Raw genomic sequence first — 24,073 nt, forward strand, 5'->3', positions numbered from 1 at the left:
TCCACAGCACCTTTTAGTTATGGGTATTCTGATTCGGCCGGGAAGATAAGGCCTTTTTTGGCGAGTTCCTTTAATTTTTGCTCAGATACTTTGCCAGTATCCCGCAATACCTGCCAGGTATGTTGCCCCAATTGAGGGGGTGATGAAGGCATTAATCTTGCTTCATGACTAGAAAAAGCAATTTGTCGCACCCCTTTGGGGGTAAGACTTTCATCAAAAATCAATTGCGGCTGAACCAAGGGTTGCGCCAAAGCTTCAGGCACCGAATGCACTGCCCCGGCAGGTACATAATTTTGGATTAATGCCTGTAGCAGATTTTCCTGCTCATGCCTTGCCACTAATTCTCTAAGTTTTGGCAGAAGGGTCTCCCGGTGCAGAACGCGTTGGTTGTTTGTCTTATAAATGGGCTCTACTCCCAAGGCTTCATCCCCTAATGCCTGGCAAAGCGACTGGAATTGCCGGTCATCTCCCACGGCCAGCACAATGTCTTTCTCATCTAACGTGCGGAAGATAGTGCCATATGGCACGATGTTAGGATGTTCAGACCCCATGCGTTCCGGAGCCACCCCAGCCACCAAATAGTTGGTAGCCTGATTGGCCAATGAGGAAATAGCTGCATTTAATAAAGAGACTTCTACATATTGGCCTCGGCCTGTTTTCTCCCGGCGGTAAAGACTTGCCAGCAGTCCCTCCTTCAACTGGTGCGCGGCCATCAGATCAATCAACGCAACCGGCATTTTAACCGGAACTCCCCCTTTCTCTCCATTCAGGAACATGAACCCTGCCTCGGCCTGCAACACAGCGTCATACCCTGCCCGCGGTACCTGGCTTCCATAGCCGGTAATTTGCCCATATAATAACCTTGGGTTTAGCGCAGAGAGAGTGGCATAGTCCATCCGGAGTTTTTCAGCATCACCGGGTTTGAAGCTAGATAAAACAATGTCTGCCTTTTTAACCAATGCATACACTACTTCTTTGACGCTTTCAGAAGCTAAATCAAGGCAGACCGATTTTTTACCCCAGTTGGCAGAGGCAAAGTACGCAGACACCGTTGTTTCATTTGCTTCTGAAGGCAGCTTCCACCGGCGGGTCACATCTCCCTGGGTTTTCAGGCTTTCTATTTTCAGCACTTCGGCACCCATTTCAGAGAAGAATTGGCCAACACTTGGCCCGGCCAGCACGCTGGCAAACTCCACTACTAGCAAATTATGGAAAAGCCCTTTGTTTTCTTCCATTTATTTTGGAACTGTTTTTCAAAAATGGGCATAAAAAGGAGAATTGAAAACCCTGCTTTTCCTGAAAGGACAAAAAGAAAGCAGGCCGCGCCCAATGGTCGCGGCCTGCTTGTCATCCTATCAATCCAATTCTTCTATTCTATCGCACCATTACACGTTGGGTGGTGCTTTGCCCATTTGCTGTTACAGAGATCATATAAACTCCTGGTCTCAGGTTCAAGCTTCTTAAGTTCATTCCAAGTTCAGATTCAACGTTACCTACTTGTTGGGTATGCAACACTCTTCCACTCATATCAAGGAGACGAACCGTAGCGTTACCTTTTACAGAGTTCTGGAAGCGAACACTTAAGTTTCCATCAGTAACCGGGTTAGGATACACGCTCATGGCTGAAGAATTTGCAGTTGCCCTGTGCGTTACCGCAATTACCTTAGAATACTCAAAGGCATTGTCAAAGTCAACTTGTTTCAAGCGGTAGTAAACGGTTCCTGAAGTTGCGGAACGATCTGTAAAGGTGTAGTCAATAGCTACTGAAGAGTTTCCATTTCCTTTCACCTGTCCTACTTTCTGGAAGTCTTTCCCGTTGGCGCTGCGCTCTATTTCAAAGCGGTCGTTGTTGATTTCTGAAGCAGTACTCCAGTTCAATTCTACAGCTCCGCTGCGGGAAACTCCTTCAAACTTTGACAAGGTTACCGGTAGTGGATTACCACCAACGCAATCTCCTATCACTACAGATGCTGTAAACTCTTCACTTCCGCATTCATTGATGGCCAGCACCCGCAAGGTTTGGGTTGTATTGATGGCATCTTCTTCGAAGATAACATTTACTGACACGAAGTCTTCACCCTGGTCTACTATAAAGAAGCCTTCAGGGAAAATGTACTCATAGATCTCACCGTCTTTGCCTCCGTTGATTCGGAAAACGTAATTAGAGATGTTACACACCGTAGGTGGCACCACGAAATTGATTTTAGGCTCCTGGCAAACACCGTCTCCGCCGCCACCGCCGCAGTTCTCATTTGTCTCTACCACCAGGACTGCTGAAGCAGAACCACAGTAGTTGTTAGCGTTGCCATTGTTTCCATTTCCATTATTCCCGTTTCCGTTACCGTTGTTTCCGTTACCATTGCCATTGTTCCCGTTGCCATTTCCGTTACCATTACTGGTTTGGTTATCAGTGACAATCACACTAACTTCGCCATCTTCAGAACCAGGAGTAACAGATATTTTGTCAGTTCCCAAACCGTTTCTAATAACCCAGCCTTCAGGCACTGACCAGTTGTAAGTGAATTGTCCTTTCGCCTGTGCCTTGCCAGTTCCTTTCATAACAGAGGCAGTATAGACTAGTGGGGCTGGAAGACCTTTCAAGCAAATTGACTCTGGGCCACTGATGTCCACTGAAAAATCTTTACCTGGTTTAACAGGCAGGGTCGCTACTTTGGTGCCGCATACCTTATCATTCACTTTGACTTTCATAGTACCGCTCTTCTCGCCTACCCGAACTTTTACTTTGTTCGTGCCTTGGCCACTGATGATCACCCAGCCAGTTGATGGGTTTCCAGCCTGTGCTCTTGGTACATCCCAGACATAAGAGGTATACACATTTTCAACGGAATACTCAATTTCAGAACCGGCACATGGGCTTTGGTCTCCCATGATTGGTCTTGGCTGAGAGGTGCTACAGTTTCCATTATTACCGCCTCCGTTGTTACCTCCACCATTATTGCCGCCGCCATTTCCACCGCCATTGTTGCCAGTTCCGCCGCCTGTATTACCACCTTTAGATGGAGCACAGATTTTTGGGTTAAATGTGACCATGCCTATTTCACGACCGGCCTTTGCCTGAATGCGCAAACGAGACATGTTGTTGTAAGCAAAAGTACTTACCTCATAAGTAAATATATCTTCAACGCCTTTCTTGTACCCGTTAATCCCTTTTCCCTCAAATTTAATGGAGTAGAAAGGGTTATTGGTTGGGTTTTCTATAGTATAGTTGAACTTCTGAGCGGAAGGGTTGAAAGCATCATAATCTGCTGGCAACTCAAAAGCCACATTACTTAAATCTTGGTCGCAATTGGTTTTGATGGAGAAAGTTAAGCGTGTAGTAGTGGAATTTACTGCGGTAGCGCTTAACAATTTAAAGTCAAAGCAGTCATTAGAGCCGGAACATTGGGCTTGCGCCTGATATGTAAGCCCGAAAAGTAAAAGCACAAGTGTGCCCACCCATGAAAGTATAGTTCTTTTCATGATTAAAAAATTTTAGGATCTGATAGGATTGATAAAGACGTAGTTGTTCAAGGACCCTGGCGAACAGGGACAAAGAGGGGGGATCAGCAGGAAAAGCTATAAACAGTTATGTTACAGCACCTAACTCAATCAGACTTATTAAAAGGGGATAGTACAGTTATTGCCATATGTTTTTATTGATTCAAGTGTAAAACTTAATTATTTCTAATTTTCCACTATATATTCTCTTTAACGACATCAACCTGTTGTGGTTTCACAAAAATTGTACTTTCATTAAAAAACACGAAAACAATCTTACCTAAACACAAAGCAAAAAACCCATTTAAGGCTTAAAACCTTCAAATACAGAACTTTTCTTAAAATAACCTTTTTGAAATATATAAGACATCTAATAAAACCATACATGTCCTACTTATCTATTTAAGGCCAATCTGTAAACCTGCAATACAATCACTTTACAAAAGCCAATAAAAACATATAATTATACATAACTCTATTAAAGGCTTACAACCCTTACTATATTATTTTTAAAACATATTGGTAATCAGTTAGTTAACTTAAAAGACGCATTTTCTACACAATACAATAATATCTTAGAATTTTATTATTAGGCCATTGCCTTACATGATACAGCAAGAAGGCTAATATCTTCTATGGCCAGGCTCAAAAAGAAGGCAGGCAGCAACCAAGGGTTACTGCCTGCCAGGCATCCTATCAATTCAAGTCTTGCTTATCTTACTATGATCCGCTGCGTAGTGCTTTGGCCCTTGGCTACAACTGTGATCATGTAGATACCTGGTTTCAAATTCAGGTTAGTGAAGCTCAAAGCTACTTCAGAGTTCACGTTGCTTAACTCCTGGGTTTGCAGTACTCTTCCGCTCATGTCTGCCAAACGAATACTTGCGGCTCCATTTACTGCATCTTGGAAGCGAACCGTTACTCTTCCATCAGTTACCGGGTTAGGGTACATACTTATTGAAGGTAAGCTACCAGTTGCCGCCACGTGGTTAACAGCTACCACTTTTGAGTATTCTGAAGCATTGTTAAAGTCAACTTGTTTCAAGCGGTAGTACACAGTTCCTGAAGTGCTGGCGCGGTCTGTGTAGGTGTAGTCAATAGCTACTGAAGAGTTTCCATTTCCTTTCACCTGCCCTACTTTCACAAAGTCTTTGCCATTGGCACTGCGCTCTATCTCAAAGCGGTCGTTGTTTATTTCTGAGGCCGTAGTCCAGTTAAGTACCACCGCACCGCCACGGGACACTCCTTCAAATTTAGTTAGGGTCACTGGAAGCGGGTTACCTAATCCGCAATCTGCGACAACTATTGAAACATTGGCTGTATCAGTGCCACATTCATTAACAGCTGTGACCGTGATGGTATGCGCCTGGCCTAATTGCTCTTCTTCAAACACGGCTACCACAGTTACAAAACCAGGACCTTCTTCCAGAACCAAGAAACCTTCTGGCACTTCAAAGGCATAAGTCACGCCTTCCTGCATTTCATTCACTCTAATGGTGGTAGGCTCGTCGGCAAGGTTACAGATGGTATCTGGGGCGGCAAGTGTTACTTCTGGTATCTGGCAAACAGAACCTCCACCGCAGTTTTCATTTGTTTCTACCAGTATACCGTCAGAAGCTGTTCCACAGTAGCCCTGTTTGTAACCCCCTACTCCGTTTCCGTTGTTTCCGTTTCCACTCACTGCGGTATTGTCACTTACATACACGTTTACTTCACCATCTGTAGCACCTGGTATTACCACTATCTTATCAGTGTTTTGTCCGCTCTGGATAGTCCAGTCAGCGGGTACAGTCCAGTTGAAGATGAACTCGCCTTTTTTGATGTTCCCGTTTCCTTTGGCCTTCTTGACAGAGGCAGTGTAGGTTTGCGGCTCTTTCACGCAAATAGAATCTGGCCCTGCAATTGTCACCTCAAAGTCTTTACCGGGTTTCACTGGGAGGGTGGCTACTTTAGTGCCACAAACCGGATCAGTTACCTTCACCTTCATGGTTCCGCTTTTCTGACCCACTCTCACGGTCACACAATTCGTACCCTGTCCAGAGATAATTTCCCAACCTACTGGCGGCTCACCAGCATGGGCTCTAGGCACGTCCCATACATAGGAGGTATAGTTGCGGTCATTTTCAATACAGTACACTTCAATGTCACCAGGGCAAGGGTGTTGGTTTCCGGTGATAGGTCTTGGCTGAGAGGTATTACACTGGGCCTGGGCTTGACCAATGAAAGCGAAAAGTATAAGCATAAGGGTGCTTGCCCATGAAAGTATAGTTCTTTTCATGATAGGGAATTTTAAACTTGATTTGGATTGTAATTAGACGTAGTTATCCTGTGTACCTAATTTTGGGTTAGGTAGGATGTAATAAATAAAAGCTGGATTAGCAGTAAACTTATGTAGCTGGAGACTTAATCAGTATCCAAAAGAAGGGTAAGTATAGTTAGATTCATATTTTCAAATTTAAGGTTAGGTTGAGCAACTTAGTTATCTTCAATTTCTTTCTATACCAGCTTTAACGGTGGCACTTGTTTGCGGTTTCACGCAATTGTATTTTAGCAAAATGTTACAACCACTATCTTTACATATTTATATTTAATAAGAAAAAAACTTTTATTTTCACTTGTTTTTGACCTTTTTACTTAAATGAAGCAAAATTGTTTATTGTATTCCTTCTACTAATCTGACCAAAAAATCTTTATTGGAAATTATATATAGTGCAATTTGTATACATATCTTTTTTAATACTCTCTCCGTTTTATAATACCTGTCAGGCAACATCTACCAGAAACTAGAGGAAACGAATTGCCAGAAAAGCCTATCTTTACAGACTCTTATACCCGAGCCGGTAGAATTCAATAGCTGGCTTACAAGATGATACAGAACAATGAGCGTTACATTTGATGATTTCAACCTACAACCCGATTTACTGGACGGTATTCGGTCAATGGGTTATAAGCAAGCTACCCCTGTTCAGGCACAAGCAATCCCTTTTATATTAGAGTCAAAAGATTTGATTGCCTGCGCCCAGACGGGCACAGGTAAAACAGCTGCTTTTCTAGTACCTACCTTAAGCAAAATCACAGAGGCTAAATACGACTTCACCAGTACCTTGATCTTGGTACCCACCCGTGAATTAGCCAAACAGATTGATGACCAGGTGGAAGGACTTAGCTACTTTACGGGCGCTACCTCTATTGCCATCTACGGCGGTAACAATGCCCAGAACTGGGACCAACAGAAGAAAGCGTTGACCAGCGGAGCAGACATTATTATAGCCACTCCAGGCCGTCTTATTGCTCACATGCAAATGGGGTACGTGAAACTAGACCAGGTGAAGTACCTTATCTTAGATGAGGCCGATAAAATGCTGGACATGGGTTTTATGGATGATCTTAACAAGATTATCTCTCAATTGCCTAAAGAACGCCAGACGCTTATGTTTTCGGCCACCATGCCGCCTAAGATCAGAACCTTCGCAAAGCAGATTTTACAGGAGCCTGAAGAGATAAGCCTTTCCATCTCCAAGCCGGCGGCTAACATAGACCAGCGTATTTACCTGGTGTATGACAACCAAAAGCTGAGAGTTTTGCAGCACATTTTAAAACACGCTGAGATTCAGACCATGATTTTGTTCACCTCGCGCAAAAATGCGGTGAATGACATTGTGCGGTCTCTGCAGAAAATGGGCTTTGACGCTGAAGGCATCAGCTCTGACCGCACACAGGATGAGCGGGAAGCCACCTTACAGCGCTTCAGAAACAAGCAATTGCAGGTGTTGGTAGCAACAGACGTAATGTCCAGAGGAATTGACGTGGAGGGAATCAGCCACGTTGTAAACTTTGACGTGCCCCAGGATGCAGAAGACTATGTGCACCGCATTGGCCGTACAGCCAGGGCGGCAACCTCAGGTGTGGCCATCACTTTTGTGAATGAGCAAGACCAGGAAAGACTGGTAAAGATTGAAAAGCTGATCGAACGTGAGCTTCCTAAACTGCCCTTACCTGAAGGCGTAGGCGAAGGCCCGACCTTTGACCCGGTAGGCAACAGCAAAAGAGGTGGCAACAGAGGCCGGGGAGGTGCTCCCGCAGGCCGTGGCGGACGCTCAGAAGGTGGTCGCCCAGAAGGAAGGAGAAGAGAAGTATTAGGCAGTGGTAGCCGCGACAACAACCGCAGAAGAGACGCAAAACCCCGCAGCGAAAAACCAGCCGGAGAAATTACGGAAGGCTCTGCGCCACGCCCACCCAGAACGGAGGGACAACCTCAGGCACCAAGAGTTGAAGGAGAGGAAGTAAAGCGTAAGAAAAAGCGTCGTAAAAAACCTGCTGCTCCCAAAGCGGCGGAAGGCGGACAAACCACAACCGCTACTCCTACGTCATCAGCAGAATAGGCTGTTTACTTTTTCCATAAACTGAATCGGGGCTGTTTTCCAAAAAACAGCCCCGATTCAGTTTATGTCTATCTGTCCAACAACAACCCTATTCCCAGTAGTACTACAAAGCAAAGGGTAGACAGCGCCATTTGTTTCAAAAGTGGATCTAGCTGCACGGCCGTTTGTCTGCGTTTCACCTCCCGCCCATTATACAGGAGAAGGGGAACCGAACCCAGGAACAACCACGGCCAAAGCGTTGCATTCTCCCGCACCCACACAAACACAACGGTACAAAGCACACCTGCTGTCAAGAGAAGCCAATGGTATCTCCGGGCGCGCAAAGCACCCAACCGTACTGGCACCGACCGCTTACCCGCTAACTCATCTGACTTTAAATCCCGGATGTTGTTTACGTTTAGAACGGCAGCCGAAAAGAAACCAAGGCTGGAGGCAGGTAACAGCAATTCAGAAAAAATGCGGTTGGTTTGCAGGAAATACGTTCCTAACACGCCTACCCAACCAAAAAAGAAGAACACCGATATATCTCCGAAGCCTGCATAGCCATAGGGTTTGGCCCCGTTGGTGTATCCAATAGCTGCCCAGATGGCCCCAAATCCTAACAGCAGGAAAAACAAAAACAGGTACAGCCCTGAAGTGCCCAGCGCTACCCATAACAAGGCAACCCCAGAAACCAATGATAATAAGCTGAACACCACAATGGCGGCCCGCATCTGGGCTGGAGAAATCTGCCCGGCCTGCACCGCGCGCTGTGGCCCTTCCCTATGCTGGTTATCGGCACCGTGCTTGGTGTCACCGTAATCATTAGCAAGGTTAGAGAGAATCTGTAGAAACAGGGTAGTCAGGACACATAAGAGCAACACCGGCCACCTAGAAAGATGGTCAGCAGCCGCCAGAAAGCCGCCCATACCAATACATGACAACGCCAGGGGCAGCGTCCGTAACCGAAATGCTGACACCCATGTACCCGTCGTTGGCCGTTTCAGGGCCGTCTTTTCAATACTCACTTAAAAACGTTTAGCTGTTGATGTCACGCAGCAACTCCTCACTTAAGGGAGAAACTTTAGAAGGGTAAAACTTAAGAACTTTGCCGTCTTCGCTGATGAGGTACTTACAGAAGTTCCAGTTAGGCGCTTCAGTATTGGTGCCGTTCGCATCTTTGCTAGTAAGCCATTTGTACAATGGTTGCTGCTCTGCTCCTACCACTGAGGCTTTCTGGAATAGCGGGAACGTTACCCCGAAGTTCTTTTGGCAGAATTGGGCAATCTGCTCATTGGTACCTGACTCTTGCCCACCAAAATCATTGGCTGGAAAACCAAGCACTACTACTTTGTCGCCATGCAGTTTGTGCAATTTCTCCAGGTCTGCGTACTGCGGCGTATACCCACACTCAGAGGCCACATTCACAATCAAGACTTTCTTGCCTTTGTACTTCTGTAGATTGGTTTCTTTTCCGTCAATGGTTTGCAACGGAATACTATAAATAGATGAAGGCTGCTGGGTTGTATTCATAGTAGTAGAAGTTGGTGTTTCCTGGCTTGTAACCGCCAGGCCAGAACAGGCAGTTAACAACGAAAGCGAGAAAAGGGTAATCAATTGATGCATGATGGTGAAAGGTTATTGGTTCCTTAACCGCTTGTTTAAAATATTGTTTGGTCTTATTCTGAGTGTTCAAGCATTAGGTAAGCTGCTAGTTTGTAGTGGCTTTAAAAAAATCAGACTCAGAACCCTTTTCTGCGAAATAGAATCCTGCAAGAATTAAGTTCTTCTTCTGATTTGTAAAAAGCCGGACCTACTCAAATTAACCTGCTACCATTAAGTACACTGCCCTTCTTGGTGTATAGGCTGTTACATCAAGAAGGGCAGTGTATTCAATAAGTTTACATCCGCTCTGGCACGGCAATCCCAAGCAAACCCATCACTTTTTTAAGGGTATTAGCAACTTGCGCTGACAAAGCTATCCGGAAACTCAGCACCTGGGCATTTGTCTCCTGGAAAATAGGCACTTCGGTATAGAATCGGTTATAGCCTTTGGCAACGTCAAACGCATACTGGGCAATGATAGAAGGCGCGTAGTTGCGGGCGGCTTCCTCAATAATAGAGTCTGCGTAATTTAACAGCACAAGCACCTCACGTTCGGTTTCGTGCAATGCCTCTACTTCTTTGAAAGATTCTGCTCCAGCCGAAATGCCCAACTCATTGGCTTTCCGTTGGATGGCTGCAATCCGAGCATGGGTATATTGGATAAACGGACCAGTATTGCCTTTGAAATCAATAGATTCTTCAGGGTTGAAGAGCATCCGTTTTTTCGGGTCTACTTTCAGGAGGAAGTACTTAAGAGCTCCCATGGCCAGGGTGTGGTACAGTTTCTGCGCTTCCTCTGGGGTAAAGCCTTCAATTTTGCCTAGTTCATCGGTTTTCTGGCGGGCAGTGTCAATCATTTCCTGCACCAGCTCATCAGCGTCTACTACTGTTCCCTCCCTCGACTTCATCTTGCCGCTGGGTAGGTCAACCATGCCATAGGACAAATGGTAAATGCCATCGGCATATGGTTTGCCCAGCTTCTTCAGGATGGCTTTGAGTACCTGGAAGTGGTAGTTCTGCTCATCGGCTACTACGTACACAGACTTGTCATAGTGGAAGTCCTGGTATTTCAGTTCGGCGGTGCCGAGGTCTTGGGTGATGTACACAGATGTACCATCGGCGCGAAGCACCAGTTTTTCGTCAAGGCCTTCTTCGGTCAGGTCAATCCAAACAGAACCATCAGGTTTCTTGAAGAACACGCCTTTTTCCAGGCCTTCCTCCACACGGTCCTTGCCTAACAGGTAAGTGCCAGATTCATAGTAGAACTTATCAAAATCAACGCCTATGTTCTGGTAAGTGGCATGGAAGCCCTCGTACACCCAGCCGTTCATTTTTTCCCACAAAGTAATAGTTTCGGGGTCGTGTTGCTCCCATTTCTGCAGCATCTCCTGGGTTTCCAGCATCAACGGAGCCTGCTTTTTAGCATGCTCCTTATCCATGCCCTGAGCCACCAGTTGGTCTATTTCCTGCTTGTAAGCCTTATCAAACTCCACATAATACTTACCTACCAGATGGTCTCCTTTAATGTTCGCGCTCTGCGGCGTCTCTCCCTGCCCAAATTTCTCATAGGCAATCATGGATTTACAGATATGGATGCCACGGTCGTTCACCAGGTTGGCTTTGAACACGTCATACCCAGCGGCTTTCAGGATCTCGGCCACAGAGTACCCCAGGAAATTATTTCTGAGGTGGCCTAAGTGCAGCGGCTTGTTTGTATTTGGAGAGGAATACTCCACCACTACTTTCTGTTTAGGAGCTGTTTCTGCTAAATTAGCCCTAAAACCAGCTACTTGCGCAGAGAACTGCTGCAGCCATACGGTGTCTTTGATTTCAATGTTCAGGAACCCCTTGACCACGTTGTACCCAGCCACCTGCGGCGCATTTTTAACCAACGTTTCTCCCAAAGCCTGCCCAATCTGCTCAGGTCCTTTTCCCAAGGCTTTAGTCAGCGGGAAAGTCACAAAGGTGAAAGTTCCGGCAAACTCTTTTCTGGTGGGCTGCAGGTTGATTTGCTCAGCCGGAAGAGCGTGCTGGAAAGTATCTAGTAAGGCCTGGCTCAGCGCCTGGGCTATCTGGGTTTCAAGTTGTTTCATTTGTATTAAGCAAAAGGTACGGTTTGCGCTTCTTTGGCCAACCGGTTCTGAATAGCTTCAGTAGTGTATTCTAAAATTTCAAAGGCGTTTTGCGCCATGGTATTCTCTGCGTCAAGGGTGGGGTTGATTTCCACCATTTCAAAACAGATAACTTTGGGGTGGCTTACCAGGTGGTGGCATAGTTCTTTCGCCTGCGCCACGTTCAGGCCCACCTCTACCGGCGTACCGGTTCCTTTGGAGAACTTGGAGTCCAGGCTGTCCACGTCAAAAGAGACGTAGATGATGTCACACTCCCGCAGGCGATTAAGTGCTTCTTCAGCTACCTGCTCTATGCCTTTGGCCATCACCTCTGGGTAAGTGAAGTTCTTGATATTGTGCTTGTCAAACAGGTATACCTCAGGCTTCTCATAGCTGCGGGTCACAATGTAGACAATGTGCTCGTGTTTGATCTTAGGCTTGTCTGTACCCACTTTCTTGAGTGCCTCCCAAAAGAAAATAGTCTCCGGATCTGGATCATTTACCTTGCACTCATTATTATCCTCGGCTAAGGAGGCCGCCAGGGGCATTCCATGCATGTTGCCAGACGGGGTGGTGTAAGGTGAATGGATGTCAGCGTGGGCATCTACCCAGATCACTCCCAAGGTTTTGTCTGGATAGGCTGCTTTGATACCGGCTATGGTTCCTCCAGCATTTGAATGGTCTCCGGCTAAAAGCAACGGGAACATTCCTAGCCCAATTGTTTGTTCAACAGTGTTACTGATACGTTTGTAAGTCTGCAGCACACTGTCAATGTATTTGGCGTGCGGGAACAGGTTTTTTTCAAACAGCACATCATTGAGGTTAGGAACCTCTACGGAGGTGAACCGTTTAAAATAATCTGACTGCTTGTTCAGGCACGCGATTTTGAGGGCGTCAACGCCTAAACTAGCCCCGCGTGTACCCGCCCCAAGCTCAGATTTCACCTCTATTAGTCTGATTTTTTTCATGCAAAACGGAAACTAGTTTTTGCAAAGATGGTAAAATACAAGCAATTTCGCACGGTATCTGCTATGGATACCCCTTTACATTATAATGGATAAATACACAGACCTAATACACCAAACCTTTGATTTTCCTACTGAGGAATTCACTGTCCATAATAACGAACTCTCTTTCAACGGTATTCCTATGATGGAACTGGTAAAGCAATACGGCACGCCGTTACGCCTTACCTACCTGCCTAAAATCAGTTCCCAGATTCAGAAAGCCAAGATTCTGTTCAAAGAGTCTATGGAGAAGCTGAATTACCAGGGTACCTATACCTACTGCTACTGCACCAAGTCTTCGCATTTCTCCTTTGTTTTGGAGGAAGCCTTGAAAAACGATATTCATATTGAGACTTCTTCTTCTTTTGACATGCCCATCATCAGGGCCTTGTATGAAAAAGGGAAAGTAGACAAAGGTGTATTTATTGTATGTAACGGCTTTAAGCGTGAGCTGTACCGTGACCACATTACCTCCATGATCAATGACGGCTTCAAGAATGTGACGCCGGTACTGGATCATTTAGGGGAGATTGACCATTATGAGGAATTTGTGAACGGAGAGTGCCAGGTAGGCATTAGGCTTGCTTCTGATGAAGAGCCTAAGTTCCAGTTCTATACTTCCCGCCTGGGCATTAACTACAATGACGTAGTAGGTCTTTACCAGAATAAGATCAAGGATAATCCGAAGTTCAAGTTGAAGATGCTCCACTACTTCATCAACACCGGAATTAAGGATACCTCTTACTATTGGTCAGAATTGAGCCGATTTGTGCACAAGTACTGCGAGATGAAGAAGCTGTGCCCTGAGTTAGACACGATTGACATTGGCGGTGGTTTCCCTATTAAAACTTCCATCCAGTTCGATTACAACTACCGGTACATGATTGAGGAGATCCTGCGCACCATCCAACGCATCTGCAGGGAGGAAGGCGTGCCGGAGCCAAACATCTTCACGGAGTTCGGGATCTATACGGTTGGCGAGAGTGGTGCCCACATATACTCTATCCTGGACACTAAGCTCCAGAACGACAAAGAGCTGTGGTACATGATTGATGGTTCCTTCATCACCAACTTGCCAGACACCTGGGCCTTGAACCAGCGCTACATCTTATTTGCCCTCAATAACTGGGATAAAGACTATCAGCGCTTGAACATTGGAGGTTTAACCTGTGACAGCCAGGACTACTATAACTCTGAGATGCACTCCTTCCAGGTATTCTTACCAAAGATTCAGAAAGAGCAGCCAGCGCCGCAGTATATTGGTTTCTTCCATACTGGGGCGTACCAGGAAAGCTTAAGCGGGTATGGCGGAATCAAGCATTGCCTTATCCCATCTCCTAAGCACGTGATCATTGACCGTGAGGAAGATGGCTCCTTGAAATCATGGGTGTTTGCGGAAGAGCAAAACGTGGAATCAATGCTCCAAATACTAGGATATAAGGATTAATAAATATTTCACCAAAAGAATAATAATCCTAAACAAAAACAGTAGATTTGGAGTAGTATACTTATCTATTGTGTAATTATAATATGAAGAACATTTTCCTGATAGCTTCAATCTGTGTGTTGAGCTTCGCCTCGTGCAAATCGGCTAACTGCCCCGCGTACTCCCAAAAATCTGAACGGTCGGGGGAGCAAAAAGTAATGGCTAAAGCTGTTGCCGAAGCTCCAGTAACCAGCAGAGTGAACGGATAACGTTCTTCTGAACCCATATCAAATTATAAAATCCCCGGAAGCTGCTTTTGGGGATTTTCTTTTACCAGAAACCCCAGTAATAAACCTTCAAAGAGTAGGTTTATTTCTGGGGCTTTCGTTTTTAAGCAGTTATATAAAAAATGCCTCCAAAAAGGACTCCTTCTATGAACTGCAAACTAGATAGTAGATCATTCGCTCGGCTGGGTAACAATCCATTGAGCCGCCTCATACAAGTCTTTCTTTTGTAAGGCATGGGTTCCACTTGCATGCGGTCCTACCAATATACCAGAAATGCCACATTTTTGGGCAGCCTGTAAATCCCGGGGTTGGTCCCCAACTAACCAGCATTTGGCAGGATCTAAGTTGAATCTAGCTATGGCTCGTTCCAGCATCAGGCTATCTGGTTTTCTGGAAAGGGATTCTGAGTAGGACGGATGACCGGGTGCCATGTAAATCGCATCTATGCTATTCCCGCAGGAGGCCTGTAGCTTCTCATGGCAAGCCAATACGTCTTCTTTAGAATACAAACCTTTGGTGATACCCGCCTGGTTAGTGACTACAATTAGAAAAAAACCTTGCTGCTTCAGTAACGCCAAGGCCTCAGGAACGCCCTGGCATACCTCAAAATCTTGTAAACGCCAGGTGTAGTCCCCTCTTTCCACGTTCAAAACCCCGTCACGATCTAAAAAAACCGCTTTTTTAAGGGTAGGTGATTGCTGTCTTTCCATCAGGTCAAAAATAAGGAGAATGGCTCATGCTTTTTCCGAAAAATCCGTTTTTGCACTATTTTCTCTAAAATGGGTGTATAACGAGTTTGCCCCTCTTGCGTAAGTTACACACATCACCCACAGTCCCCCATGCGCGTTGCCATTATAGGAGCAGGTATTTCAGGTTTGTCATTAGCTTACTATCTTCAGAAGCTGGGGGTACGCTATGACCTGTTTGAAAGTGCGCCACAGGTGGGCGGCATGATGAAGAGTGTGAAACGAGGAGCCTATCAACTTGAACTTGGGCCACATTCCCTGCAAATGAACCAGGAAATGCAGGAATTAGTACAGGAGCTGAAGCTGGAAGATGAGGTCATCAGACCCGCCACTAAGTCACTGAACCGCTACATCAGGAAAGATGGGGAGTATCATTGCGTTCCCACTTCGCCAAAGCGGCTCTTATTAGATTCATTCTTCCACTGGCGTACCAAACTGAAGATCACGCAGGAAACCAAGCTTCCTCCGGAGGAAGTACCAGAAGAAACGGTAAGCCATTTCTTTAAACGCCGTTTTGGGCAGGAAGTAGTAGACTATTTGGTAAACCCTATGGTGGCCGGGCTGTTTGCGGGAGACCCCGACAAATTGCTGCTGGAAAAAACGTTTCCGTTGCTCAAGGACCTGGAAAGGCAACATGGCTCCGTTCTTAAAGGACTTGACATGCAACAAGACCTTCCGCGTAAACCTGTTTTTTCATTGCTGAATGGGCTTCAAACCCTTCCTGAGGCAATCGCATCTAAGCTTGTGTCTTTGCACGTGGACCATAAGGTGGAAATGATCCACCGGTCAAGGGGAAAGTACCTCCTCAGCATACAACATGATGTGGAAGGCCTTGCCGATGAAGAATTTGACGTGGTGGTTATTGCCTTACCCGCCTTTGCCGCTGCCGAACTCCTGGACTTCACTACTCCTGGATTAGCTGCTGCGCTGCACAACGTGACCTACGCACCCATGACCGTGGTACATACGGCCTATAGAAAGCATGCAGTAGGGTTTCCGTTAGATGGTTTTGGCGCCTTGCATCCGCAGAAAGAGGAGCCTTTCAGCTTAGGCGCTATCTGGAGCAGTTCTTTGTTTCCCAGAATTTGTCCAGATGATGAGGTCTTGTTCACATCCTTTGTGGGTGGCAGTCAGGCCTCTGACCTAGCCAACCTACCTGATGCCGACATTCTTCTGCAAGTGCACGAAGAGTTGCGGGAGAACTACCAGATTTCAACTAAACTGCCGGCGTTTCAGCACTGTTACCGGTGGCCTGCTGCTTTTCCTCAGGCAGACATGTTCATTACAGACGTAGACCAGCTCACCCAATTATTAGAGAAAGAGCAGCTGTACGCCTGTGCTAACTGGATTTCAGGGCCTGCGGTGCATGATTGTGTCATGTATGCCAAACAGCTCGCGCAAAAAATTTATTCGCAAAGGCCCTCTTTCCCATAAACCCTTATAGATTATATTTGGGGGATGAAAGAGTCTGTGGTGGTCATCCCGACCTACAATGAAATAGAAAACATTGAAGCAATTATCCGTAAAGTTTTCTCTCTCCCATACCCTTTCCATCTTCTTATTGTAGACGACAGTTCACCAGATGGTACCGCTGAAGCTGTCCATCGGCTGCAAACTGAATACCCCGACCGTCTTTTTCTGGAGCAACGCAGAGGAAAGCTTGGCTTAGGCACTGCTTACATCCACGGTTTTAAGTACGCTTTGAATGCCGGGTACCAGTACATCTTTGAGATGGACGCAGATTTCTCCCACAATCCCAAAGACCTGATCAAGCTGCATGATGCCTGTGCAGTAGATGGCTATGACCTGGCCATAGGAAGCCGCTATAGCAGCGGAGTGAATGTTGTGAACTGGCCTATGAGCCGGGTGCTCCTCTCCTACTTCGCGAGCCGTTACGTGCGTTTTATCACGGGTATGCCTATCCATGACGCCACGGCTGGGTTCAAGTGCTATAGCCGCAAAGTGTTGGAGACGATCAATCTGGACAAGATCCGGTTCATTGGATACGCGTTTCAGATTGAGATGAAGTTCCTGACTTATAAGTTTGGGTTCAAGATAAAGGAGGTGCCTATCATCTTCACAGACCGCACCAAAGGACAGTCAAAAATGAGCAAAGGCATCATCAAAGAGGCTTTCCTAGGCGTGATCCAGATGAAAGTGGCCAGTTACTTTCGTCATTTCGCCCGGTAAGAGAACTGCACTGGTTTAGAGCTTCTTTTGTGGAACCAGCCCTGAAATGGGAAATTGCTTCTTACGCCTTCTATGGTTTTGCCATAGTTTAGGCGTATATTTCACTTTCTATTTTGCGATAGTATTCTCCAGGCTTGGTTGAACAACCTTCTTTTGGGAAATACTGTTTATACCTAACACCAAACTATAGCAGTGAAAACAGATATCATATTTTGGGTAGGATTTAATGCTTTTGTCCTCCTGCTACTTGCCTTAGACCTTTTCGTATTCCACCGCAAAACCCACGTTGTCAAGATAAAAGAAGCCCTTCTCTGGAGTGCCTTCTGGATTGCCCTTTCGTTAGTTTTCAACGTTTTCATCTACTACTGGAAAGGCAGTGGACCAGCTTTGGAGTTTCTTACCGCCTACCTGATTGAGAAGTCATTAAGCGTAGATAACCTCTTTGTGTTCATCTTGATCTTCAACTACTTTCAGGTAGCGCCTAAGTTCCAGCACAAAATTTTGTTTTGGGGAGTTTTAGGGGCCCTTTTCTTCAGAGCTTTGTTTATTCTGGTAGGCGTGGCTTTATTGGCCAAGTTCCACTTCATTGTGTACATACTAGGAGCTTTCCTTGTATTTACGGGTATCAAAATGGCCACCTCCTCTGGTGATGAAGACATTGACCCAAGCGCTAACCCGGTAGTGAAATTTGTGAGCCGCTACATGCCAGTAACCAAACGGCATTATGAAGGTAATTTTTTTGTAAGATTAGATAAGACTTTGTTTGCAACGCCTTTGTTCTTGGTGTTGATCATGGTAGAGACCACAGACATTGTATTTGCGGCAGACTCTATCCCAGCCATTCTGGCTATTTCTAAAGACCCGTTCATTGTCTACACCTCCAATGTGTTTGCCTTGTTAGGTTTAAGAGCCTTGTATTTCGCCTTGGCAGGCATCATGCAGCTGTTCCACTACCTGCACTATGGTCTTTCCTTGATTCTTATTTTCATTGGCGCTAAGCTGATGCTATCAGAATTCTTCCATGTGAATATGTTAGTGGCCCTAGGTGTAGTTGCTTTTATTTTGACTACTTCCGTGATTCTCTCTTTGATTTTCCCGAAGAAAGAAAAGCCCATTGTTCCCATCACAGACCAAGAGGAAGAACAAGCCTAAGAAGACTTACAACTAAAAAGCCTTGGCTCTGTTCAGTGTTACTTTATGGAAAATAACACTGAACAGAGCCAAGGCTTTTTTAACTAGGGATAATTCGTAACTATAATGAACCAATACCTCTCTAATTAGTAGGAAGAAGAACCCACATTTATACTGGATTCCGTTTCTTCACAGTTTTTCAGAACTCGGCTAAGAAGAGAAACTGTCAATAAATAGGTAAACCAGTAATCTTAAAAAGAAAGGCTACGCTTGATGAAGCGTAGCCTTTCTTTTGGATTTGAAGTTATTCTAGAAATCAAGTAGATCAATTGGAGCCAACTCCAGGGTATCCATCATCTGCACATGGGTAGTGTCTGGTTTAGGAATTATAAAACTACCAGCTCTTCCGCTAAGATTCACATAAGGTGATACACTGGCATGCTCTGAAGAGGAGATTAAGCCCCGTTTTAGCATGTTCCCTGTGATTAGCTTGAAGAAGTACCTAGGGTACGCTCGCAACCCGCCATACGCATCAAAATAGGTTCTATACTGCTTTGGCTTAGGTACGATGCTGGCCAGGAACAAGCTTTCCTCTAAGTTAAGCTCGTGCGGTTGTTTAGAGAAGTAGAACCTAGCGGCCTCTTTGATTCCATAAACATTTGGTCCCCACTCAATGATGTTCAGGTAAACCTCATACATTCTTTGCTTAGAAGTAAGCCGAAGATTCTCAATGATCCATACGATTAACGCTTCCTCTACTTTTCTCGTGATAGTTTTCTTTCTGGTTAAAAAGGCATTTTTGACTAACTGCATGGAAACAGTACTTCCTCCCCTCACAAAAGAACCTTCTTTAATATTAGTGATCAATGAGTGCCGGAATGCGCCTTCATGAAACCCTTTATGGGTGAAGAACCGTGGATCCTCGGCCGTTAAGATGGAATACTTAAGGTAATCTGGAATTTGGTTGAATGGCGTAAAGTTTGGATTGGACGGACCAACGGGGAAAGTACGTACTACTTTGCCTTTCTCATAAACAGTATGGGTAAACTCCGTATTTAACTTTCGAAGATCATTTTGTCCAAAATCTGTGATTTGAAAGTTATGGGCATCCAGATCTGAATCAAATTTCAGACTATCTACTTGCGCCATGTCTACATAAAAGTTCATGCGGTACTTAAATGTACCGGTAGCTTTAATGCCTTGGAAAGTGTCAAATAGCCCGGGAGGCAGGGAACCAAACAGATCATTGGCCGGAATATCAGGGGAATCTACTTTTATACCAATCTTCCTGTTTGGCCGGGTCTCATACGTCATCTGAGGGTAGAAGATTGCTTTGTTAATTCTCACCTCAGATTCCGGCTCTAACGCATAATAATGGTCCCCAAGAGTTAGCACATATTTCAAAGCCCCATTCTGCACGGTTACGTTTTCGTCCGCTATCTTAGGGTGATTCAGTATCAAGCCATGGGCACTAGACTCCCCTCTGATAGTGAGTTGGTCATTCTTGTACACTTTGTCAGTGATACTCAAACTAAGGGTATCAAACCGCATGGTGGCCCCAAACTTTTGTTGGATGTAGGGTACCTCGATACTTCCGGATTGATTGTCACCGTAAAACTTAGCTGAAAGCAAGTACTTGGCTGGATCAATCACACCGCGCACAAACATTGTGTTAGTGACTGTTTCAGTGGTGATGGTCATTCTGGCATCTATGTTCCCGTCCTCCAGGAGCATGGTAGGCAGGTTCATGTCAATGGTTCGGCCGTCGTTTTTGAAAACCACCCCCAAATTCCGGAAGTTTACTCCATCAGGCACGTTTTCAAAAGCAGTTTCAATCAGCCTATTCAATAAAGTACCGTAATTAGACTTCTTAGCAGTAGAATCAGCTGTTTCACCAGTAGCTTTCTTCCTATACAGAAAAGAGAAGTTATCAGTACTGTCTTGCTTAAAGGCAGTGATCTTCCCATTGGCTACATCAAATTGCTTGAAAACCATTCTGCCCAGGAAAAGAGACCTGAAACTTACGGTTGCAGCCACGGTATCTAACTGGAGGAGCTTCGGTTGGTCATTAGGTAATAAGGCTATATCAGTTACCAGAACAGTATTTAGATCTAAAAACTTTGCATTCCCAATTTTAAGTGTAGCTGGGTATTTAGCCTCTACTTTCTGGATAACCTTCGCAACCGCATATTTTAAAATCCTTTCGCGATTTAACAGGAAAGCAGTTACGGCAATTAGTAGAAGTGAGAAAAATACTCCCACTCCTATCAATAGCTTCTTCTTATTCCTGGCAAAAAATTCTGTGAACTTAGACAAGGTACTTCTATGGTTAGTTTAATATGAAGAGCCACGCAAATTTTACTCCAACTTGCAAAACTAATGTAATCCCTGACACAATAAAATCAACAAGACAATGTAACGGGGTAAATACGCGGCCTTATTTACAAAGTTTACTAAAAGAAACACGAAAGCTCATGGTATAAGTTCTTGTAGCTGGAGGTTCTCATCTTCCTTTATATCTTTGAATAAAATCTTACACTATGAATTTAACTGCACTTACTGCTATTTCACCCATTGATGGCCGGTACCGCGGGCAAGTAGCACAACTTGCTGAGTACTTTTCTGAGTACGCACTAATCCGCTTTAGACTGTTAGTAGAAGTAGAATACTTTATATCTCTTTGTGAACTTCCACTGCCTCAACTGCAAGGCATAAACTCCGACCTTTTTCCTTCTATCCGGAAAATCTATGAAGACTTTTCTCTGGAAGATGCTCAAACTATCAAAGAGACTGAAAAGGTCACAAACCATGATGTAAAAGCGGTTGAATACTTTTTGAAAGAAAAGCTGGAAAAGCTAGGAATTGGGGAACAGAAAGAGTTCGTGCATTTTGGCCTTACCTCACAAGACATCAACAATACCGCAATTCCAATGTCTCTTCAAAGAGCGATACAAGTGGAGTATCTACCGTACCTCTATCAATTGAGAGACACATTGGCGGCTCTGTCAGTAGAGTGGAAAGAGGTTCCCATGCTCGCCCATACCCATGGCCAACCAGCTTCTCCTACTAAACTTGGAAAAGAGATTAAAGTATTTGTTGAACGTCTGGAGCAGCAACTCCTTTTATTAGATCAGGTTCCTTACGCCGGAAAGTTTGGAGGAGCAACAGGTAATTTCAATGCCCATCATGTAGCCTACCCAACCATAGATTGGGTAGCCTTTGGAAACACCTTTCTAAAAGAAAAACTGTTTTTGCAAAGAAGCCAGGTAACCACTCAAATTGAGCACTATGATCATCTAGCAGCGCTCTTTGACTCTATCAAAAGAATCAATACAATCTTGATAGATTTTTCCAGAGATGTGTGGCAATACATCTCAATGGGGTACTTTAAACAGAAGATAAAAGAGGGAGAAATAGGATCGTCTGCAATGCCCCATAAGGTAAATCCTATAGATTTTGAGAATGCAGAAGGCAATTTGGGAATGGCTAATTCTGTTTTCTCCTATTTATCAGAAAAGCTTCCTGTTTCCAGATTACAGCGAGACTTAACTGACTCTACTGTGCTTAGAAATGCAGGAGTCCCTTTCTCCCATTCACTATTAGCTTTAAAGTCGCTGCACAAAGGAATAGGAAAGCTTCAGTTAAACCAGGAGGCGATCAACGAAGACTTGGAGGCAAACTGGGCTGTAGTGGCAGAGGCAATTCAAACGGTACTAAGGAGAGAAGGCTACCCTGCTCCTTATGAAGCTTTAAAGGAGCTTACTAGAACTAATGAGAAGATCACTGAATCATCAATAAGAGGCTTTATAGATAGCTTGAGTATAGAAGAAGAGTTGAAAGAAGAACTAAGGAAGATAAGTCCCTTCAATTACACAGGAGTTACGCTTTACTAGAATACTTAGATCTACTATATGATCTTACATTCAATAATAAGGCCTTGGCTCATATCTGAGCCAAGGCCTTATTATTGAATGTATACACAAAACACTTTATCACATACCTGTAAACGCGAACAGCCCACCGTCTCTTCTAGAGGGGTGGGCTGTTTAGGTGGGGTTGGCGGCTACCTACTCTCCCGCGTGTGACCGCAGTACCATCGGCTCGGCGGGGCTTAACTTCTCTGTTCGGAATGGGAAGAGGTGGACACCCGCGACATAGCCACCATTATTTTCCGTTTCTCCTCCCTTTCGGGGGCGAGTGTCAATGATGTCGGGGGGTGCTTTGATATACTTGGGAAAAGAGAGAACACCAGGGTACGCGCCTTTTTGGTGGCGGGAAAGTTCTCGGGCAATTAGTACGGCTCGGCTATGCCATTTCTGGCTTTACACCTGCCGCCTATCGACGTGGTCGTCTCCCACGGCCCTTAAAGGGATTTCTCATCTTGGGGTGAGTTTCGCACTTAGATGCTTTCAGCGCTTATCTCATCCGAGCGTAGCTACCCTGCGCTGCGGCTGGCGCCACAACAGGTCCACCAGAGGCTCGTCCATCCCGGTCCTCTCGTACTAAGGACAGGTCCCCTCAAAAATCCAACGCCCACTACAGATAGGGACCGAACTGTCTCACGACGTTCTGAACCCAGCTCGCGTGCCACTTTAATCGGCGAACAGCCGAACCCTTGGGACCTTCTCCAGCCCCAGGACGTGACGAGCCGACATCGAGGTGCCAAACCTCCCCGTCGATATGAGCTCTTGGGGGAGATCAGCCTGTTATCCCCGGCGTACCTTTTATCCTTTGAGCGATGGCCCTTCCATGCGGAACCACCGGATCACTATATCCGCCTTTCGGCCCTGCTCGGCTTGTGGGCCTCACAGTCAAGCACCCTTCTGCTATTGCGCTCTGCGCACGGTTACCAAGCGTGCTGAGGGTACCTTTGAAAGCCTCCGTTACTCTTTTGGAGGCGACCACCCCAGTCAAACTACCCACCAAACAATGTCTCCCCTCCGGGATTAGGCCCCGGATAACTCAAGGGTGGTATTTCAACGCTGCCTAACCGACGCCTGGCGACGCCGGATCACAGGCTCCCACCTATCCTACACATGAGTTACCCAGAGTCAATGTTAAGCTATAGTAAAGGTGCACGGGGTCTTTCCGTCCCGTAGCGGGTACTCGGCATCTTCACCGAGACTACAATTTCACCGAGCTCACGGCTGAGACAGCGCCCAGATCGTTACACCATTCGTGCAGGTCGGAACTTACCCGACAAGGAATTTCGCTACCTTAGGACCGTTATAGTTACGGCCGCCGTTTACCGGGGCTTCGATTCAATGCTTCGCCTTGCGGCTGACATCCCCTCTTAACCTTCCGGCACCGGGCAGGTGTCAGGCCATATACCTCATCTTTCGATTTCGCATAGCCATGTGTTTTTGTTAAACAGTCGCCTGGGCCTCTTCACTGCGGCTTCTCCATCGCTGGAGGAAGCGCCCCTTCTCCCGAAGTTACAGGGCCATTTTGCCGAGTTCCTTGGCCGTGATTCACTCGAGCACCTTAGGATTCTCTCCTCGACTACCTGTGTCGGATTGCGGTACGGGTAGCGTGACCGTGAACGCTTAGCGGGTTTTCTTGGGAGCGGGATTAGGGCCACTATCCCCTCGCCCGGGGGCTTGGGGTACTATCGGGTTTCGTCAGGTCTAGCGTGCTTAACTACTAGTCCTATAACTACACCCTTCAACCTGGTATTCCGTCACCAGGCGGGCCTTTCACTTCTCCGTCAC

At 45.7% G+C, this 24,073-nt stretch carries 16 protein-coding genes and 2 rRNA genes (1 of these 18 cut by a window edge); 6 read left to right on the top strand and 12 right to left on the bottom strand.

Annotated features, from left to right (window positions below):
• Nucleotides 1–17 precede the first annotated feature (17 nt).
• The 3 genes from DC20_RS01610 to DC20_RS01620 form a co-directional block, all read right to left on the bottom strand.
• Nucleotides 18–1,235 (bottom strand): CaiB/BaiF CoA transferase family protein, encoded by a 1,218-nt coding sequence (locus tag DC20_RS01610; protein WP_071885355.1) that lies wholly within the window; start codon nucleotides 1,233–1,235, stop codon nucleotides 18–20.
• Nucleotides 1,236–1,374: 139 nt separating this feature from the next.
• Nucleotides 1,375–3,480 (bottom strand): T9SS type A sorting domain-containing protein, encoded by a 2,106-nt coding sequence (locus tag DC20_RS01615; RefSeq protein ID WP_157593008.1) that lies wholly within the window; start codon nucleotides 3,478–3,480, stop codon nucleotides 1,375–1,377.
• A 730-nt stretch (nucleotides 3,481–4,210) separates the two neighbouring features.
• Nucleotides 4,211–5,776, bottom strand: a complete 1,566-nt coding sequence (locus DC20_RS01620) for a T9SS type A sorting domain-containing protein (RefSeq protein WP_083470208.1) — start codon at nucleotides 5,774–5,776, stop codon at nucleotides 4,211–4,213.
• A 601-nt stretch (nucleotides 5,777–6,377) separates the two neighbouring features.
• Between DC20_RS01620 and DC20_RS01625 the strand changes: the two genes are divergently transcribed.
• Complete coding sequence (locus DC20_RS01625; protein ID WP_071885356.1) at nucleotides 6,378–7,880, top strand: DEAD/DEAH box helicase; 1,503 nt, start codon at nucleotides 6,378–6,380, stop codon at nucleotides 7,878–7,880.
• Nucleotides 7,881–7,948: 68 nt separating this feature from the next.
• Here DC20_RS01625 and DC20_RS01630 read toward each other — a convergent pair whose 3' ends face one another.
• From DC20_RS01630 to DC20_RS01645, 4 genes are all read right to left on the bottom strand, one after another.
• Nucleotides 7,949–8,887 (bottom strand): 1,4-dihydroxy-2-naphthoate polyprenyltransferase, encoded by a 939-nt coding sequence (locus DC20_RS01630; RefSeq protein WP_245652286.1) that lies wholly within the window; start codon nucleotides 8,885–8,887, stop codon nucleotides 7,949–7,951.
• 10 nt (nucleotides 8,888–8,897) lie between these two features.
• A complete protein-coding gene (locus DC20_RS01635; protein WP_062542232.1) occupies nucleotides 8,898–9,485 on the bottom strand; it encodes a glutathione peroxidase in 588 nt (195 codons plus the stop codon).
• 275 nt (nucleotides 9,486–9,760) lie between these two features.
• On the bottom strand, nucleotides 9,761–11,557 hold the full coding sequence (gene argS, locus DC20_RS01640) for an arginine--tRNA ligase (RefSeq protein WP_062542233.1): 1,797 nt from the start codon (nucleotides 11,555–11,557) through the stop codon (nucleotides 9,761–9,763).
• 5 nt (nucleotides 11,558–11,562) lie between these two features.
• Entirely contained in the window at nucleotides 11,563–12,543 is a 981-nt protein-coding gene (locus tag DC20_RS01645) for an arginase (RefSeq protein WP_062542234.1), read from the bottom strand.
• Between the two features lie 85 nt (nucleotides 12,544–12,628).
• On the opposite strand from DC20_RS01645, the gene DC20_RS01650 reads away from it, so the two are divergent.
• A complete protein-coding gene (locus DC20_RS01650; RefSeq protein WP_062542235.1) occupies nucleotides 12,629–14,029 on the top strand; it encodes a type III PLP-dependent enzyme domain-containing protein in 1,401 nt (466 codons plus the stop codon).
• 76 nt (nucleotides 14,030–14,105) lie between these two features.
• On the opposite strand, the gene DC20_RS01655 is transcribed toward DC20_RS01650, so the two are convergent.
• Together DC20_RS01655 and DC20_RS01660 are read right to left on the bottom strand one after the other, a co-directional pair.
• The gene (locus DC20_RS01655; protein WP_062542236.1) at nucleotides 14,106–14,294 is read right to left on the bottom strand and encodes a hypothetical protein; all 189 of its coding nucleotides are present in this window, start codon (nucleotides 14,292–14,294) and stop codon (nucleotides 14,106–14,108) included.
• A gap of 171 nt (nucleotides 14,295–14,465) precedes the next feature.
• Nucleotides 14,466–15,005: a D-glycero-alpha-D-manno-heptose-1,7-bisphosphate 7-phosphatase gene (locus tag DC20_RS01660; protein ID WP_062542237.1), complete on the bottom strand. Its 540-nt coding sequence runs from the start codon at nucleotides 15,003–15,005 to the stop codon at nucleotides 14,466–14,468.
• Between the two features lie 129 nt (nucleotides 15,006–15,134).
• On the opposite strand from DC20_RS01660, the gene hemG reads away from it, so the two are divergent.
• From hemG to DC20_RS01675, 3 genes are all read left to right on the top strand, one after another.
• Nucleotides 15,135–16,475 carry a protoporphyrinogen oxidase gene (gene hemG / locus DC20_RS01665; protein WP_062542238.1) on the top strand — a complete coding sequence of 447 codons (1,341 nt, stop codon included), beginning with the start codon at nucleotides 15,135–15,137 and terminating at the stop codon, nucleotides 16,473–16,475.
• Between the two features lie 24 nt (nucleotides 16,476–16,499).
• On the top strand, nucleotides 16,500–17,231 hold the full coding sequence (locus DC20_RS01670; RefSeq protein ID WP_062542239.1) for a polyprenol monophosphomannose synthase: 732 nt from the start codon (nucleotides 16,500–16,502) through the stop codon (nucleotides 17,229–17,231).
• A 192-nt stretch (nucleotides 17,232–17,423) separates the two neighbouring features.
• Nucleotides 17,424–18,383 (top strand): TerC family protein, encoded by a 960-nt coding sequence (locus tag DC20_RS01675; protein ID WP_062542240.1) that lies wholly within the window; start codon nucleotides 17,424–17,426, stop codon nucleotides 18,381–18,383.
• A 288-nt stretch (nucleotides 18,384–18,671) separates the two neighbouring features.
• Here the strand turns inward: DC20_RS01675 and DC20_RS01680 are convergent, their stop codons facing one another.
• The gene (locus DC20_RS01680; protein WP_062542241.1) at nucleotides 18,672–20,678 is read right to left on the bottom strand and encodes a biosynthetic peptidoglycan transglycosylase; all 2,007 of its coding nucleotides are present in this window, start codon (nucleotides 20,676–20,678) and stop codon (nucleotides 18,672–18,674) included.
• Nucleotides 20,679–20,902: 224 nt separating this feature from the next.
• On the opposite strand from DC20_RS01680, the gene purB reads away from it, so the two are divergent.
• Complete coding sequence (purB, locus tag DC20_RS01685) at nucleotides 20,903–22,255, top strand: adenylosuccinate lyase (RefSeq protein WP_062542242.1); 1,353 nt, start codon at nucleotides 20,903–20,905, stop codon at nucleotides 22,253–22,255.
• Nucleotides 22,256–22,416: 161 nt separating this feature from the next.
• Here purB and rrf read toward each other — a convergent pair.
• A 5S ribosomal RNA gene (gene rrf / locus DC20_RS01690) occupies nucleotides 22,417–22,528 on the bottom strand.
• Between the two features lie 105 nt (nucleotides 22,529–22,633).
• Nucleotides 22,634–24,073, bottom strand: a 23S ribosomal RNA gene (locus tag DC20_RS01695) (it continues 1,449 nt past the right edge of the window).

This window comes from Rufibacter tibetensis, assembly GCF_001310085.1.
GTDB lineage: Bacteria > Bacteroidota > Bacteroidia > Cytophagales > Hymenobacteraceae > Nibribacter > Nibribacter tibetensis.